The following is a 15,767-nucleotide window of genomic DNA, read 5'->3' on the forward strand; positions in this document are numbered from 1 at the left end:
GCAAGGAGAACGAGCATGTCTTTAAATCCGTCAGTATTGAACCAGAACGCCGAGCCAGAGTGGAAGAACTATGACGATTTCGCCAGGGGGATTGATACCAACCGCCTGCCACCGACCCAAGACTGGCGTGGCAAAACGTTGCAGATGGTGTTTGAACAGGGTGAAGAGATGACGTTGCATTTCAGTGCCGATCAACCACGGCTGCACTGGACTTGGCAGGGAGAACAAGGGGAAGACGCTTACGAGGAGGTACGTACTTGCCCATCACAATACTTCTTTAATATTCCTTTGCAGAAACCGGGAAATGAATGCCTGACATTGGTGCTCAACGCGGATAGCGGGCGGGTGTTGATGGTGCGTAGCACGCTGTTGCCTGAACAACAGGTGACGAATGGTTCCCGGTTGGGCCAAACATTCAGTGTGGGTCATCGGGTGGATATTACGCCGAGCGGCTTGGCGCCGCACCTGACCCGTGAGCTGCTTGGCTACCGTACGTTGAATATTTACAGCCCCAACCATTATTACGAACATTTCTACGTGAATACTGAGCGCTATGCCTGGCAGAATCTGCGCGGTGAGCAGTTTGGTCACGGTGATATGGATTACGCCACATACTATAAATTTGCGGAAGAGCAGTATTTGTTCACCTTCCGAGAAAAGATTATCCCGGTTTGCTCGGTGTTCTTTTTCGACTTTACCCTTGGCCGCTGCACAGGGATATTTCTGGGTCTGGATGCCGCCGGCAAGGTGTTAGTGTCCCCCGCCGGCGCTTTCATTCACAAGATGAGTTACAACAGCTACCCCGACGGGGTACAACCGCTGTAATCAGCGGTTACTCACCAGAGAGTCGGCGTTAATGTCCGCGATGGTTTTCGCACCGATCAACGTCATGGCGACGCGCATTTCTTTATCGATCAGTTCGAGCAGGTTGGCGACACCCGCCTGCCCGGCTGCCGCGAGGGCATAGGCAAAGGCACGCCCCAGCAATACACCGTCTGCGCCCAGTGCAATCATGCGTACCACGTCCAGCCCATTGCGAATACCAGAGTCGGCGAGGAGTGTAATATCGCCTTTCACCGCGTCGGCAATAGCTGGCAATGCGTGGGCCGTCGATAACACGCCGTCGAGCTGTCGGCCACCGTGGTTGGAGACCACAATGCCATCGGCACCGAATCGCACTGCATCCTTGGCATCTTCGGGATCCAGAATACCCTTGATGATCATTGGGCCTTGCCAGAACTCACGGATCCAATCCAAATCCTTCCACGAGATAGAGGGATCGAAATTGGCGCCTAACCAGCCGATATAATCTTCGAGGTTGGTCGGTTTGCCGCGATATGCCGAGACGTTGCCCAAATCATGCGGCTTGCCGCACAGCCCGACATCCCAGGCCCATTGTGGATGCGTCACGGCCTGCAGTATGCGTCGCACGGCAGCATTGGGACCACTCATCCCTGAGTGTGCATCACGATAACGCGCGCCAGGCACGGGCATATCGACAGTAAATACCAGGGTTTTTACCCCTGCAGCTTTAGCGCGCTCCAGCGCATTGCGCATAAAACCCCGATCTTTCAATACATACAGCTGGAACCACATCGGTCGATCGATTGCCGGTGCCACTTCTTCAATGGGGCAGACTGAAACCGTAGACAGGGTGAAGGGAATGCCTTTCTGCGCCGCGGCTTTGGCTGCCTGCACTTCACCGCGGCGGGCGTACATTCCCGTCAGCCCGACGGGGCCGAGGATCACCGGCATTGCCAGTTTTTCACCAAACAGGCTGGTTTCCAGACTGAGGTCTGACATATTTCTCAGTATGCGCTGGCGCAGGGCAATACCTGCAAGATCTTCGGTATTGCGTCGTAGCGTATGCTCCGCGTAGGCTCCGCCGTCAATGTAATGGAACAGAAAAGGCGGAAGCTTAGCCTGTGCTGCGGCCCGGTAATCGGTTGATGCGGAGATGATCATATTTTTACCTTATTTCGATAACGTGCTTTTACATTCATAAAGTCAGGATCTGCGCCATAACGGCGGCGATCCCCCCGTACACCAGCAAGGGCAACACGGTCTTTCTAATAATTTTTCCTTCAGCATTGCTGATCCCAAGGATTGAGCAGACGGCGATAATATTGTTCAGGCACACCATGTTGCCCATGGCACCGCCAACGGATTGCAGAGCCAGCGTCAGATTGACGTTTAGCCCACTGCTCATGGCGATGGAATGCTGAATACCGCCAAATGTTAGATTGGACACGGTATTGGAACCTGAAAAGAACGAACCCAAGGCACCGAGGAACGAAGAGAACAGCAGCCAGCTTTCCCCCGTGAGCGAGGCCAGTGCTTTGCCAATGAGGATCACAGGCGCCTTGTCGCCACCCTGCATCATCAGATTGACCATTACCAAAGCGCCAAACAGGGCGATAAAGGGCTTGGCTATGCGCCCCCCGGTTTCTGTAAACATCTGTTTTACCTGTTTGCCGTTTAGCTTAAACAGGGGAATGCACAGCAAAACCACCAGTAAAAAAGGAATCAATGCAGGCACATACAGCGTTTTGTAGCTTGCGGCAGCAGACGTACCTAATACCTGTTGTAATTCAATGATCAGGGCATCACTGATGCGCAGCTCGCCCAAGCCGCCGAGTTTGCCATTCCATAAAGGTGCATTGCTGTTGAGCAGTGCCTTAATTCCCAACTGATGAATACGCGTGACTATCAAAATAGCAATCAGCAGCAGCGTTGGGGTCATTGCTTTGATGACCTGCACGAATGGCACAGGTTGAGAGGATGTTTTGCTTTCGCTGCGTGTCAGGCCAACCCCGGCGCGTGCCAATAGCACTGACAGCATCAAGCCAATCGCGCCGCCAACCAGTGCAGGAAATTCATAGTTAACCTGTGCCAACAGCAAGTAAGGCACAGTGCAACTCAAGACGCTGAGCAAAATAAAGGGCAGGTTGCGGCGAATCTCATGCCAGGACACGATAAAACGCAGTGCCAGCAACGGGATAACAAACCCAGCGACAAAGTGGATTAATGCGGTTTGGCGGCCAATGTCCAACAGGTCGGCATCGGGAAGCCCCAAATTGGCGAAACCGAACCAGGTGGGTGTGCCGACGGCACCGAACGACACGGGGACAGAGTTCATGACCAGCGTTAGCAGGGCTACGCGCAATGGGTTAAAGCCTAACCCGACGAGGATCGGGGCTGCAATGGCGGCGGGGGTACCAAAACCGCTGGCCCCCTCAATCATAAAGGCAAATGCCCAGCCGATGATCATCAACTGTGCGACCGGGTTAGGGCTGATATTTTCCAGCCAGTTCCGCACCACGTTTTCTGCCCCGCTGATCTGCATCAGCTTATTGAGCAAAATAGCGCCGGCAATGATGGTAATTGGCGTGAAAACCGAAACCAATGCGGTAATGATATTGGCATGCAACAGCAGCGGCAGGCTATCGAACCAAAACAGTTGTACGGCATACACGGCAGCCGCTGTCAGCGGTAGCGCAAAATAGGAGGGAACACCGTTCTTTTTGGTCATCATCCAGATCAGCAGGACGATGGGCGCAATACTGAAAAGCAGGGACATAAAAGCCTCAGGGTTATTATTGTTATTTGTGGCTGTATGTAGCCGAAAGGTTAATTACCGCAACATTTTCATTCTAATCACAACCTTGGGTGATGTTCCATTCAGCAATTATCCGGTATTGAAAAGAAGGGCAGCGTCATCACGTTATTGTTGGCGGTGTGCGTAGTGAGGATTTTTTTATTTGATTGAAAATCAATGCGATAGGTTTGTTTTTTATATGATGAATGTGCTGGCTCACATTAATTACACAATAATCATCAATAGATTATATTCAAAAGTGGCGTAATCCCTGGCGGGCGCTATCGGCCCGCTTGGAATAATTATGTGATCTGGTTCAAAAATAGTGGCTGATGCTTTGGTAAGACGCGATGATATGTTCAATCAGAAGTCGGGTTTTTAGCGGTAAATTACGGGTATAAGGATAGACAGCGTAAATGCCTAATACTTTGCCGCAGTGACCAGACAAAATTTCCACCAGTTTTCCATCCTGTAAATCCTCATACACCATACAGCGCGGCACCATGGCAATACCATAACCACCGATCACGGCCTTGCGGATTGCTCTGGCATTATTGGCGGACAGGTTGCCATTAACCTGTAACTCATAAATTTTGCTGCTGCCTGGCTGTTTCATCAACCAGTTGTCGGTCCCGCTTTCCTGATACGTGTAGGTCAGGCAATTATGCTGGAGTAGGTCATCGGCCGAGTGAGGCTCAGGATGCTGCTGCAAATAGCCTGGTGAGCAGACGATCACCCAGCGTGAATCCAGAATAGGGCGAGCAATCAGGCTTGAATCTGGCAGGGTGCCGGTACGGATAGCCAAATCAATGCCTTCATTAACCAGATCAACGAAGCGATTCTCGAGCCGCATCTCAACCTTCAGATTGGGATGGCGGGCGCAGAATTCTGCCACGCTCTCACTCAGCAGCAATTCCCCTGAAATCGTCGGGACCGACATGCGGATCACGCCGGTCAACTCGTCGCTTTTTTCACTGACAATGTTCAGGGCTTGCTGAATTTGAGCGCCAATCTCTTTGGCCTGATGGTATAGGCTTTGGCCGTTTTCCGTCAGCGTCAGGCTGCGGGTGGTGCGGTATAGCAGGCGTGCGCCAAGGGATTTTTCCAGTCGGCCGATACGTTTACTGACCACCGAGCTGGTGATGCCGGCCGTTTCAGCGGCTTTGCTGAAAGAACCGCAGTCAACTATCAGAGCAAACAGGATCAGGTCGTTGGCATATTCATGTGTGGGCAGCATCAGTTGGTGTTTTCCTCATCCCAGAGCAACGCTCAGTGTATACCCGTCATACTTGAAGCGGCATCTTTGTTGGCAAGTTTGTGCGCCTCGATCGACGCGTTATCTCTGCGCCTGAAACTCATCCTCCGCGGAGATGGGCATTTTTGCGGCCAGAGTGCCATCACTAGAGACAATATGAGAATTGTTATTGATATCACTTTTGTGCCGCTTACAATGCCTGCCATCTCAAGATTTAGGGTAAGGGTTCTTCATGGAGTTGCTACGGGTGGTGTACCACCAGTATCGCTGGCCGTTTTTGGCGGTAATGGCGTTAACCATGGCCAGCGCGGCGTTGGGCATAGGTATCATCGCCTTTATAAATTTGCGGCTGATGACGGTAGCGGGCAACCCTCTGGCCGTATTACCCGAATTCCTCGGTTTATTGGCATTGCTGATGGCGGTAACGCTGGGCTCACAGCTAGCGCTGACCACGCTCGGCCATCATTTCGTGTTCCGACTGCGTGGCCAACTGGTCAAGCGCATCCTGGATACGCATATTGAGCGGATAGAACAGCTGGGCAGCGCTTCGCTACTGGCAAGCCTGTCCAGTGATATTCGTAATATCACGATTGCTTTTGTGCGCTTGCCGGAGCTGGTGCAAGGGGTAGTCTTGACGTTGGGATCGGCGGCCTATCTGGGGTGGTTGTCACCGAAGATGTTGGTGGTCACCGCGATATGGGTTGCTGTAACGGTATTGGGTAGCGGCTGTTTAGTGTCTCGCGTGTATCGCCACCTGACCAACGTGCGTGAAGCGGAAGAACGCCTTTATGAACATTACCAATCTGCAATTGATGGCCGTAAAGAGCTGACGCTGAACCGCGATCGTGCAAAAGCGTTGTACCAGCAAGCCTACCAGCCCGATGCCGAAGATTATCGACACCATATTATCCGCGCGGATACTTACCATCTCAGCGCGGTAAATTGGTCGAATATCATGATGCTGGGCGCGATTGGCCTGGTGTTCTATATGGCAAATAGCCTGGGCTGGGCGGATACTGCGGTGGCGGCGACCTATTCACTGACGTTGTTGTTCCTGCGTACGCCGTTGTTGCAGGCGGTGGGGGCATTCCCGACGCTGATTGGCGCAGAGGTGGCTTTCGGTAAAGTCAAAGCGTTACAGCTTGCAGATTACCAACCCGCATTTCCTGCGGTGAGCCCCAAAGCCTGGCAGACCCTGGAACTGTGCGATGTGATGTTCCACTATGGCGCGACGGAGCAAAAAGCCGGGTTCGCCGTCGGGCCTATCAACCTGACGCTGCGCCGCGGTGAGCTGGTATTCCTGATTGGCGGCAATGGCAGTGGAAAATCGACGCTGGCAATGCTGTTAACCGGCTTATATCAACCGGTCAGCGGGAAAATTATGCTGGACGGTGTGCCACAGACCCCGGCAGATATGCATGATTATCGCCGTTTGTTCTCCGCTATTTTTACCGATTTCCACCCGTTCCACCACCTGCAGGGGCCAGAGGGGGAGCAACCGGATGCCGAATTGGTAGAACGTTGGCTTAATCGATTGAACATGAAAGACAAGCTGCAATTCGATGGTCTGCGGGTGACAAATCCGCAACTATCACAAGGCCAGCGTAAACGTCTGGCGTTACTGCTGGCCGTGGCGGAAAAGCGCGATGTGCTGCTGTTGGATGAATGGGCGGCGGATCAGGATCCGCAATTCCGCCGTATCTTCTACCGTGAGTTGCTTCCGCAGTTACGCGCACTGGGAAAAACGGTTTTTGCCATCAGCCATGATGACCATTACTTTGAACATGCCGATAGGTTGCTGCAAATGCGTGATGGGCATTTAAGCGAGCTGACCGGCAACGATCGTGAGCGCGCCAGCCGGGACTCGATTTCGCAGATTGACTGAGGCTTATCGTTCGGGCCGCATTGGCGGTCCGAATCGCCGTTGGTCAGCGTATGGCGCTATCCGATGAACACAGCATATAACGTCACTTCTCCAGCCAGCCCCAGTTTAACCTGCCGCAAATTCCCCTTACATAAAGTCAATTAATTGAGTATTGCTTTATTTACCGGTGGTTTAATTTTGATCTGTTGTGTTGTGTCACACTGCGCCATCGTTCACTAATGCAACACACATTCGCCGCCCATGACGCATTATCCAGACCCTTTCTCTATCCCTACCTCGCCTCAAGTGCATAGGTAGCAGATGTTTGTGAAATTACTAGGGCAACAAAACACTTTATTGATCACTTTATTGATCGTTTAAATAGATCAATAATCACGTTTTAATTGATTTAATATATTATACGGAGTGGCTGTGATAAGCAAGGATGATGCAAATATCAAACGTAAAGCTTGGCTATGCGTATTTATCGGCTGCGGGATGTTTTGGCTGGCCGTCGCCGCCGTGATTTATTGGCTGTTTATTTAGGAAATGTGTCGATGGACAAAAAACGCGTAAAGAAGACGGGGGGCGCCCGGGATGATAGCCCGGCCAAGATCCCCCCTTCCTGGCAGTTGACTCGTGAGCAACGTGAGTTTATCAACGACCTATGGCAAGACGACGCTGTAGAGCCTACATCGGAGCAACCCACGCGGCCCGGTGTTAATGAATAACCCGGTTGCGCCCGGCCAACATGCCGAACAGCACCTGCAGCAGCGTCAAACCCAGCAAAATGGCCAGTGGCAACTGCCAGCCTTGCGTTAGATCGTGTAGCAAACCGAATAGCGTGGGCCCCAATGCCGCCAAAAGATAGCCTACCGATTGCGCCATTCCCGACAATTGTGTTGCCTGGTGATGATGACTACTGCGTAGGCCAAAGAAGGACAATGCCAGCACCAAAGAACTTCCCGCCCCCAACCCGGCAAAAATCAGCCACACCAGCGAATTTTCAGGCCTCAGTAACAGGCCGGCTACCCCAGTAAAAATTAGCAGTGAACTGCACAGTGCGATAGTTCGCTGATCCCGCGCGCGCGGCAGAATAAATACCATGACGAAGTTAGCGGCGATCGCCACCAGTTGATAAATAAACAGCTCAAAACCCGCTTGCTGTGGCGAGGTGCCGTGGCTGGCGGCAAAGGCACTGAACCAGCCGATAATGGTGTAAAAGGTGATGGACTGTAAGCCCATAAACAGCGCGACCTGCCAACCGAGTGCACTGCCCCAGGGAGAGCGAGAGGGAATAGGTTGAACACCGGGTGCGGTACTGCTCACGGCAGTGGCGGGGCGTCGCAGCTGCGGCAGCCAGATAATCAATGCCAATAGGGCCGGAAGGCTCCAACACAGCAGAGAAAAACGCCAGCCTAGATCGTTCATCGCTGCCAGCGGTACGGCCAAGCCGGAGGCAGTCGCCGCGACCAGCGACATTACGGCGGCATAGCCTGCAATCATCGCCGCGGCACGCTGCGGAAAGTCGCGTTTGACCAGTGTCGGCAACACCACGTTGGCAAATGCGATGGCGGCGCCAATTAAAACGCTGCCCAGCCACAGCATGCCGTGTTGCGGCAGGGAGCGCAGCACAATGCCGATAACCAACAGTAATAGTGCCATACCCAGAGTGCGTTCAATGCCCATACGCTTGGCCAGGCCGGGAGTCACTGGCGATAGCACGGCAAACAGCAGCAGTGGCAGTGAGTTAAGCAGGCCGGCAGCGGTAGCGGACAGTGATAACTGCTGTTGGATTTGTTCAAGCAATGGGCCTACGCTGGTCAGCGCGGCGCGCAGGTTGGCCGCGACTAACATAATGCCGCTGATCAGCAATAATGGATGGCGTAACCGACGGCGTTTTATGGCGGCAGACGTTTGGGGTAAGGCAGAATGGGGCATGAGTTCCTCGCACCAGGGCATGCAGTCAATCAATGCTGCACAGCATGATGCGTTGATTGACGTTAACGCTTACGTACCGACCCTTGGCCGATATCTGCGCGCAGTGTAGGGGAAGATCCCCCGGCCTGACAAGAGGTCACTTGAACGCCGGCGACGCAATTCGGGCATTTGCGATGCCATGCTGGGGAAGCATAATTGCCAATATGTGATCCCGATCACCTGATGAATTAAAAGTCAGCCTGCCAGGCGGTTACACCGCCGCTTTCGTTTTCTGCCTATCATCCGGCTCCTCACCCCGGCAGCTACGCCCGCTCTGATATTTCACTTTGCTTTTTTCTGTGCTTATAAAATTTTCACTTCATTTCGATTCGAAAGGTTTTTAGCCAGTTTTTCTGCTAAAACAGCGCTGTAACCCCGATCACAATTTCATTGCTTTCGCTTTGCTGTAATGCCAGCGCAGTAGAGCGAAAGCCATCTTCTCCCCGGCCCGGCCGGAAAACTGAGGACCGCAGCTCATGCCAGTGAATACCGCAAAACGACGTGAACACATTATCGATCTGTTATGCGAGCACGGTAGCGTGCGCGTGGAGCAGCTCAGCAAGCAATTTGCAGTATCCACGGTAACGATCCGCAACGATCTGCGCTTTCTGGAACGAAAAGGGTGTGCGTTGCGGGCTTACGGCGGCGCCATGCTCAATCAACAATTTGCCTTCGATCGCCCGTTACATGACAAGGGGCGGTTAAACCGCGACGTGAAGTCGCAGATCGCGAGCGTAGCGGCAAGCTATGTGCGTGATGGTGACGCGTTGATTCTCGATTCCGGTTCCACCACCACTCAAATCGTGCCGTTCCTGAAAGGGCGACGCGATTTGGTGGTGATGACCAATGCGCTGAACATTGCTTATGAGCTTTCAGGCAACGATGGGGTGGAAGTGATGGTGCTGGGGGGCAGCGTGCGCCGCAACTCCTACTCGCTCTATGGTCCGGCTGCCGAACAGCAATTGCGCCAGTACCGTTTCGACAAACTGTTTTTGGGGGTCGACGGCTTCGATCTGGCTGCCGGTATCACCACGCCTCACCCCGGTGAGGCACACCTCAACCGTGTGATGTGTGAGGTGGCGCGCGAGATCATCGCCGTGGCGGATGCCAGCAAGTTTGGTCGCAAGAGCTTTTGCATGATTCGTGAAGCTGGACAAATTCATCGGCTGATTACCGACAGCCTTCTTCCGGACGATTACGAGCGGGCGTTAACCGAGTTGGGCGTGGAGGTTGTCATCGCCGATCGGTAGTACGGCGCCTGCGTGGGGGATTCATGCAGCAGTTGTTACAGCTTATTGAGCAGCACAAGGCCGGAAAACCGGTTGGGATATTTTCCGTTTGTTCCGCTCACCCCTGGGTGCTGAAAGCAGCCCTGCGGCAGGCCAAAGAGCGTGGTACACCCGTGCTGGTGGAAGCCACATCGAATCAGGTCAATCAGTTTGGCGGTTACACCGGCCAAACCGCGGCACAATTCCGCGATGCCCTGTGGCTGCTGGCCGATGACGTGGGGCTGGCACGGGATCGTCTCTGGTTAGGGGGCGATCATCTCGGCCCGAATGCCTGGCAGGATCGCCCGGCTGAAGAAGCGATGATGCTGGCAGAAAGGCTCATCGACGATTATGTCCGTGCCGGCTTTCGTAAAATCCACCTTGATTGCTCCATGTCTTGCGCTGGCGATCCCTTCCCTCTGAATGATGAAACGGTGGCCATCCGCGCTGCACGATTGTGTGCCGTCGCGGAACGCGCCTGGCAGGAAAGCGGCGGTGAGGCGCCGGTCTATGTCATCGGTACAGAAGTGCCGGTACCCGGTGGCGCTCAGGAAGCGCTGGAAGGCATGCAGGTCACTACGCCGCAGGCCGTACAGCAAACGCTGGACGTACACCGGCTGGCGTGGCAACGCGCTGAATTGGTCGATGCCTGGACGCGAACCATTGCGCTGGTGGTGCAGCCGGGTGTCGAGTTTGATCATCACAGCGTAGAACACTACCAGCCGCAACGAGCCCAAGCGCTGAGCCACTTTATCGAAAAGCAGCCGGGCATGGTCTACGAGGCACACTCAACGGATTACCAACCGCCCCAGGCTTACCGGCAATTGGTGGGCGATCACTTCGCTATCCTGAAAGTCGGCCCGGCGTTGACCTTTGCACTGCGCGAGGCGTTGTTCGCCCTTGACCATATCGAACGCGAATGGCTGGGCGAGCATCAGTCGGCGCAGCTTTGCGCCACGCTGGAACAGGTAATGCGCGAACAGCCGCAGCAGTGGAGTCGTTATTATCACGGCAACCCGCATCAACAGTATCTCGATCGCCACTACAGCCTGAGCGATCGGGTGCGTTACTACTGGCCGCAGCCGCAGGTTCAGCAGGCAGTGGAACACCTGGTCGACAATTTGCGCCGTCATCCGGTCCCGTTGGCGCTGTTGAGTCAATATCTGCCCGATCAGGCCCGTGCAATGAATGCGGGTGAATTGAGCCAGGATCCGCAGGATTGGGTGATGCACAAGGTGACGCAGGTGCTCGATGATTACCATGCCGCCTGTTACCCGGAGGTGCATTGAGATGCCAAATATCCTGATGACACGTATCGATAACCGCCTGGTGCATGGCCAAGTCGGTGTGACCTGGACCAATACTTTGGGGGCTAACCTGGTGGTGGTCGCCAACGACGAGGCCGCCGCCGATCCGGTGCAACAGAACCTGATGGACATGGTGGTGGCGGAAGGGGTACAGACGCGCTATTTCACGCTGCAGAAAACCATCGACGTGATCCACAAGGCGGCAGATCGGCAGAAGATCTTTTTGGTGTGTAAAACGCCGCAGGATGTGTTGCAGCTGGTGCAGGGCGGGGTGCCGATCCGTTTCGTGAACGTCGGCAATATGCATTTCGCCGAGGGGAAGCGACAGGTGCATAAAACGGTCTCACTGGATGACGATGACGTTGCCGCTTTTCGTGAGTTGGCAGCGCTGGGTGTCGAGTGTGAGGTACGCCGGGTGCCGGATGAAGCGGGTGAGGCGATCGGCAAACTGTTGTTTTGAGGTCGGGGGTAATCATGTTGACTGATGCGTTATTGATTGCACTATTGGCAGGATTGGCAGGGGTCGATCTGTTTGACGGTCTGACTCACTTCCATCGTCCGGTCGTGCTGGGGCCGCTGGTTGGTCTGATTCTGGGGGACGTTTACACCGGCCTGTTGGTCGGGGGCACATTGGAACTGGTGTGGATGGGCATGGTGCCGCTGGCGGGAGCTCAGCCCCCGAATGTGGTGATTGGCGGGGTGATTGGCACGGCATTCGCCATTCTGACCAAGGCTGACCCCAAGGTCGCGATCGGCGTTGCAGTGCCGTTTTCGATTGCAGTACAGGGCTGCATTACGCTGCTGTTTACGTTGTTTTCGCCGATGATGCACCGTTGCGACCGCATGGTGAAAGAACTGAACTGGCGCGGCATTGAACGGGTGAATTATCTCGGTATTACCATCCTGTTTGCGTTCTATTTTGTGGTGGCGTTTCTGCCGATTTATTTCGGTGCCGATGCGGCCAGCGCCATGGTGCAAAAAGCACCGGTTTGGCTCCTGGATGGCCTGGCGGTAGCGTGCGGTATGATGCCGGCGATTGGTTTCTCATTGCTGATGAAAGTGATGATGAAAAAAACCTACGTGGCCTATTTCATCCTCGGTTTCATTTCCGTCACCTTCCTGAAATTGCCCATTCTGGCCGTGGCGCTGGGTGCGCTGGCGATCGCACTGATCGATTTCTTTAACAGTCAACGGGCCGGTGCGGATTCGCTCAAACAGCCTGTACAACAGGAGGATGCTGAAGATGGCATTTAATGATTCCGACGACCTGCTGGCACAAAAAGCGGAACAGCGTTTAGCACAGGCGCTGGCCACCAGCCAGGTCGAGCAGGACGACTACGTCGATAGTCAACCCGCTGAGGCGTTGACCCGTGGAGATATCAACCGCATGGCCTGGCGCTCGTTGCTGTTGCAGGCGTCGTTTAACTATGAACGAATGCAGGCCGGTGGCTGGCTGTACCAACTGATCCCGGGTTTGCGCAAGATCCACCGCAATCCACAGGACCTGGCCAACTCGATGAAAATGCACATGGAGTTTATCAATGTGCACCCGTTTGACGTCACCTTCCTTTCCGGACTGGTGTTGGCAATGGAGCAAAACAAGGAGAAGATTTCCACCATTCGCGCAGTAAAAGTGGCGCTGATGGGCCCATTGGGCGGTATTGGCGACGCGTTGTTTTGGCTGACGCTGCTGCCGATTTGTGCCGGGATTGGGGCCTCGCTGGCGCTGGAAGGCAGCCTGTTCGGGCCGATCGTCTTCCTCTTGCTGTTTAACGTTTTCCACTTCGGTTTGCGTTTCGGGCTGGCGCACTACGGTTACCAGGCCGGCACCAGTGCGTTGGCGCTGCTGAAAACGCACACCCGACGAATATCCCACGCCGCATCGATTGTCGGCATGACGGTAATCGGTGCATTGGTGGCCTCATACGTTCACCTTTCTACCCCGCTGGTGATGCATGCCGGCAAGGCCAGTGTGGCGTTACAGACCGACGTGCTGGACAAGCTTATGCCCAACCTGTTGCCCCTGTGTTTTACGCTGCTGATTTTCTTCCTGATGAAGCGGGGTTTTTCACCCGTCAAATTGATTGGCGTGACAGTGGTGATTGGGGTCGTGGGCAAATTTATCGGTTTATTGTGAGGAAAGGGCTATGCCAGGCATTGTGATTACCGGCCATGGTGGCTTCGCCAGTGGGCTGTTGCAGGCGGTTGAGCAGGTCGTGGGGCCGCAAGAGAACTGCGTCGCGGTCAATTTTCCCGAACAGATGAGCACCGCCCAGTTAAATGTGGCGCTGGGTGCTGCGTTGGCTGAGGTGACGCAACCGGACGGTGTGGTGTTCCTGACTGACATGCTCGGTGGTTCACCGTTTCGCTGCGCCAGTGAACTGGCGGACTTGCATGGCGATTGTGAGGTGCTGACGGGGGTGAATATGCAGTTGGCGGCAGAAATGATGCTGGAGCGGGAAGGATTGAGTCTGGACGAGTTTCGTGAAGTGGCACTGGCATGCGGCAAGCGTGGCCTCACCAGCCTATGGCATGAAAGACGCCGGGTAAAATGCGAGGACGTGCAAACCGACGGTATTTGAGAGGAACCGGGCGCCGCCGTGGTAGGGGGCGCCCAGTCGGTCGGTTAGCCCGCGACAGGCAGTGGGCTCAGTGACATGCGGGCCGGTTGGTTTTCTTCCACACGGTTAAAACGCCAGCAGCTTTGATGGTATTTCGCTACGCTGTTGCGGTGCGCCACGCTGACTAAGGTCACCTGCGGTAACTCATCCACCAGTAAACAGTACATCAGTTGTTCTGTCTCGTCGTCCAGCGCACTGGTGGCTTCGTCGAGGAACAAAATGTCTGGGCGGGTCAGAATGGCGCGGGCGAATGCCAGCCGTTGTTGCTCACCCGGCGACAGGCGCTGACTCCAGTTGGCACTGGTATCCAGCCAGCGCTGCAGATGCTTCAGCCGGCAATTTTCCAACACCTTCAACAACTGCTCATCAGGGTATTCGGCTGCAAGATGCGGATAGCTCAGCGCTTCCCGCAGTGTACCGATCGGAATATAACTGCGCTGTGGCAAAAATAGGGTACTGCTGGCGGCGTCGCGCCCAATCGCACCAGAGCCATATGGCCAGATACCGGCGATAGCGCGTAGCAGCGTGGATTTACCGCAGCCCGATGGGCCGACAATCAGCACGCGTTCGCCGCGTTTCAGGGTCATCGACGTGGGATCCAGCAAAGGCTGGCCGTCTGGTAACTGCAGGCTGAGACGATCGAGGATCACCGGTTGGCCGTTTTCCTGCTGCAATTGAATGCCGCGTTGCTGATGGTGTACCTGATCCACGGCGGCGTTAAAACCGGCCAGACGGTTTACACAGGCTTTCCAGGTTGCCAAATCGCTGAAAGCGTCGATAAACCATGATAATGCGCCCTGGACCTGACCAAAGGCGGAAGAGATCTGCATGAGTCCCCCCATCTCGATGGCGCCAGAGAAGTAACGCGGCGCAGCCACCAGCATTGGGAAAACAATGGCGAATTGGCTGTAAAAGTTAGTGGCAATGTTGAGCCGTCGGGTGATGTGCATAATTGACCACCAGTTGGCGCGGATGGTATCAAAGCGGTCGCCCAACTGTTGTGCTTCGCGCGGTTCACCCTGATACAGGGCAATCGCGTCGTTGTTTTCACGGATGCGGATCAGGCCGAAACGAAAGTTTGCCTCATAGCGCTCCTGATTAAAGCCGAGCTGGACCAATGGCTTGCCGACCCACCAGATCAAGAGCGAACCCAGCACCGCATACAAGAGGGCGAACCACACCATGTAACCAGGCAGGGTGATGGCATGCTGGTGAATGATAAAGGTCATTGGCCCACTGACGTGCCAAAGAATGGTAATAAAAGAAAACAGTGTCACCAGACTGGAGAGCAGCCCGAGCGACAAAGAGAGTGTGTACTGTGTCAGGACGTTGAGATCTTCGGCGATACGCTGGTCCGGGTTATCAACGATCTGCTGTTGCTCGGTGTGGTAATAGGCCTGATGTGCCAGCCATTTGCCCATGAATTTCTCTGTCATCCAGCGCCGCCAACGCATTTGCAGGCCTTGTGTCAGATAAATTTTATACACCGCCAGCACGATGAAAATGAGTGCCAAATAGGTAAAGCGCCACAGCTGTGCCTTGAATACCGGGTAGTTTTTGTTTTGCAGCGCGTCATAGAACACTTGGTTCCATTGGTTGATCAATACGCTGATATACACCAACCCGAGCGACAGGACGATGATGGCGATCAGCATCGACCAGGCCCGCCATTTTTCTTCCGAAACCCAGAATGGCTTTATCAATTGCCAGACGGCATGTTTGGAGGTAGGGGTTGTGTTCATGGGATCCCATAAATTATGCATTTTCTTCAGCATGGGCCGGGGGCAAGTAACAAACAAACCTGGACTGTAAGCAGTTTTAACGCAGCTAACCGTTTGAAATATTGCGACTGAATCGTCAGGGGTGATGCCATG

At 54.4% G+C, this 15,767-nt stretch carries 15 protein-coding genes; 10 read left to right on the forward strand and 5 right to left on the reverse strand.

Annotated features, from left to right (window positions below; genetic code table 11):
• Nucleotides 1–15: 15 nt before the first annotated feature.
• A complete protein-coding gene (locus AC2FC2_RS14500) occupies nt 16–825 on the forward strand; it encodes a MoaF C-terminal domain-containing protein (RefSeq protein WP_404760880.1) in 810 nt (269 codons plus the stop codon).
• Here the strand turns inward: AC2FC2_RS14500 and lldD are convergent, their stop codons facing one another.
• The 3 genes from lldD to AC2FC2_RS14515 all read right to left on the reverse strand — a co-directional run bounded on the left by lldD (nt 826) and on the right by AC2FC2_RS14515 (nt 4,835).
• A complete protein-coding gene (gene lldD, locus AC2FC2_RS14505; protein ID WP_209639701.1) occupies nt 826–1,965 on the reverse strand; it encodes an FMN-dependent L-lactate dehydrogenase LldD in 1,140 nt (379 codons plus the stop codon).
• Nucleotides 1,966–1,999: 34 nt separating this feature from the next.
• The gene (locus AC2FC2_RS14510; RefSeq protein WP_209639703.1) at nt 2,000–3,580 is read right to left on the reverse strand and encodes an L-lactate permease; all 1,581 of its coding nucleotides are present in this window, start codon (nt 3,578–3,580) and stop codon (nt 2,000–2,002) included.
• A gap of 334 nt (nt 3,581–3,914) precedes the next feature.
• Entirely contained in the window at nt 3,915–4,835 is a 921-nt protein-coding gene (locus tag AC2FC2_RS14515) for a LysR family transcriptional regulator (protein WP_490659442.1), read from the reverse strand.
• Between the two features lie 250 nt (nt 4,836–5,085).
• Between AC2FC2_RS14515 and AC2FC2_RS14520 the strand changes: the two genes are divergently transcribed.
• The 3 genes from AC2FC2_RS14520 (at nt 5,086) to AC2FC2_RS14530 (ending at nt 7,448) form a co-directional block, all read left to right on the forward strand.
• Complete coding sequence (locus AC2FC2_RS14520; RefSeq protein ID WP_209639709.1) at nt 5,086–6,738, forward strand: multidrug ABC transporter permease/ATP-binding protein; 1,653 nt, start codon at nt 5,086–5,088, stop codon at nt 6,736–6,738.
• Between the two features lie 411 nt (nt 6,739–7,149).
• Nucleotides 7,150–7,263 (forward strand): YmiA family putative membrane protein, encoded by a 114-nt coding sequence (locus AC2FC2_RS14525; protein WP_209639711.1) that lies wholly within the window; start codon nt 7,150–7,152, stop codon nt 7,261–7,263.
• Between the two features lie 11 nt (nt 7,264–7,274).
• Nucleotides 7,275–7,448, forward strand: coding sequence for a hypothetical protein (locus AC2FC2_RS14530; protein ID WP_209639713.1), 174 nt, complete (start codon nt 7,275–7,277; stop codon nt 7,446–7,448).
• Here the strand turns inward: AC2FC2_RS14530 and AC2FC2_RS14535 are convergent.
• Nucleotides 7,438–8,658: a CynX/NimT family MFS transporter gene (locus AC2FC2_RS14535; RefSeq protein WP_490659443.1), complete on the reverse strand. Its 1,221-nt coding sequence runs from the start codon at nt 8,656–8,658 to the stop codon at nt 7,438–7,440. The genes AC2FC2_RS14530 and AC2FC2_RS14535 overlap by 11 nt on opposite strands.
• A 515-nt stretch (nt 8,659–9,173) precedes the next feature.
• On the opposite strand from AC2FC2_RS14535, the gene agaR reads away from it, so the two are divergent.
• Genes agaR through agaF form a run of 6 tightly spaced genes read left to right on the forward strand, consistent with a single transcriptional unit; the run spans nt 9,174 to nt 13,854 of the window.
• Complete coding sequence (agaR, locus tag AC2FC2_RS14540; RefSeq protein ID WP_037418365.1) at nt 9,174–9,947, forward strand: transcriptional repressor AgaR; 774 nt, start codon at nt 9,174–9,176, stop codon at nt 9,945–9,947.
• 23 nt (nt 9,948–9,970) lie between these two features.
• Nucleotides 9,971–11,254, forward strand: a complete 1,284-nt coding sequence (locus tag AC2FC2_RS14545; RefSeq protein ID WP_209639719.1) for a D-tagatose-bisphosphate aldolase, class II, non-catalytic subunit — start codon at nt 9,971–9,973, stop codon at nt 11,252–11,254.
• Nucleotide 11,255: 1 nt separating this feature from the next.
• Nucleotides 11,256–11,732, forward strand: a complete 477-nt coding sequence (agaV, locus tag AC2FC2_RS14550; RefSeq protein WP_037418370.1) for a PTS N-acetylgalactosamine transporter subunit IIB — start codon at nt 11,256–11,258, stop codon at nt 11,730–11,732.
• Between the two features lie 14 nt (nt 11,733–11,746).
• Nucleotides 11,747–12,526 carry a PTS N-acetylgalactosamine transporter subunit IIC gene (gene agaW, locus AC2FC2_RS14555; protein WP_490659444.1) on the forward strand — a complete coding sequence of 260 codons (780 nt, stop codon included), beginning with the start codon at nt 11,747–11,749 and terminating at the stop codon, nt 12,524–12,526.
• Nucleotides 12,516–13,409 (forward strand): PTS system mannose/fructose/sorbose family transporter subunit IID, encoded by an 894-nt coding sequence (locus tag AC2FC2_RS14560; RefSeq protein WP_490308774.1) that lies wholly within the window; start codon nt 12,516–12,518, stop codon nt 13,407–13,409. Before agaW ends, AC2FC2_RS14560 begins: the two co-directional genes overlap by 11 nt.
• A 10-nt stretch (nt 13,410–13,419) precedes the next feature.
• Nucleotides 13,420–13,854 (forward strand): PTS galactosamine/N-acetylgalactosamine transporter subunit IIA, encoded by a 435-nt coding sequence (gene agaF / locus AC2FC2_RS14565; protein WP_209639728.1) that lies wholly within the window; start codon nt 13,420–13,422, stop codon nt 13,852–13,854.
• Between the two features lie 44 nt (nt 13,855–13,898).
• Here the strand turns inward: agaF and AC2FC2_RS14570 are convergent, their stop codons facing one another.
• Nucleotides 13,899–15,635, reverse strand: coding sequence for an ABC transporter ATP-binding protein/permease (locus AC2FC2_RS14570; RefSeq protein WP_265556501.1), 1,737 nt, complete (start codon nt 15,633–15,635; stop codon nt 13,899–13,901).
• Between the last annotated feature and the right edge of the window lie 132 nt (nt 15,636–15,767).

It is taken from the genome of Serratia sp. CoH_122_TC_1 (assembly GCF_058191755.1).

What these genes read in the sequence shown, in the direction of transcription:
- AC2FC2_RS14515 (WP_490659442.1), bottom strand. Translation starts at nt 4,835, where the DNA reads ATGCTGCCCACACATGAATATGCCAACGACCTGATCCTGTTTGCTCTG.
- AC2FC2_RS14560 (WP_490308774.1), top strand. Translation starts at nt 12,516, where the DNA reads ATGGCATTTAATGATTCCGACGACCTGCTGGCACAAAAAGCGGAACAG.
- agaV (WP_037418370.1), top strand. Translation starts at nt 11,256, where the DNA reads ATGCCAAATATCCTGATGACACGTATCGATAACCGCCTGGTGCATGGC.
- AC2FC2_RS14535 (WP_490659443.1), bottom strand. Translation starts at nt 8,658, where the DNA reads ATGCCCCATTCTGCCTTACCCCAAACGTCTGCCGCCATAAAACGCCGT.
- AC2FC2_RS14545 (WP_209639719.1), top strand. Translation starts at nt 9,971, where the DNA reads ATGCAGCAGTTGTTACAGCTTATTGAGCAGCACAAGGCCGGAAAACCG.
- AC2FC2_RS14570 (WP_265556501.1), bottom strand. Translation starts at nt 15,635, where the DNA reads ATGAACACAACCCCTACCTCCAAACATGCCGTCTGGCAATTGATAAAG.
- agaF (WP_209639728.1), top strand. Translation starts at nt 13,420, where the DNA reads ATGCCAGGCATTGTGATTACCGGCCATGGTGGCTTCGCCAGTGGGCTG.
- agaR (WP_037418365.1), top strand. Translation starts at nt 9,174, where the DNA reads ATGCCAGTGAATACCGCAAAACGACGTGAACACATTATCGATCTGTTA.
- AC2FC2_RS14530 (WP_209639713.1), top strand. Translation starts at nt 7,275, where the DNA reads ATGGACAAAAAACGCGTAAAGAAGACGGGGGGCGCCCGGGATGATAGC.
- AC2FC2_RS14500 (WP_404760880.1), top strand. Translation starts at nt 16, where the DNA reads ATGTCTTTAAATCCGTCAGTATTGAACCAGAACGCCGAGCCAGAGTGG.
- lldD (WP_209639701.1), bottom strand. Translation starts at nt 1,965, where the DNA reads ATGATCATCTCCGCATCAACCGATTACCGGGCCGCAGCACAGGCTAAG.
- AC2FC2_RS14510 (WP_209639703.1), bottom strand. Translation starts at nt 3,580, where the DNA reads ATGTCCCTGCTTTTCAGTATTGCGCCCATCGTCCTGCTGATCTGGATG.
- agaW (WP_490659444.1), top strand. Translation starts at nt 11,747, where the DNA reads ATGTTGACTGATGCGTTATTGATTGCACTATTGGCAGGATTGGCAGGG.
- AC2FC2_RS14520 (WP_209639709.1), top strand. Translation starts at nt 5,086, where the DNA reads ATGGAGTTGCTACGGGTGGTGTACCACCAGTATCGCTGGCCGTTTTTG.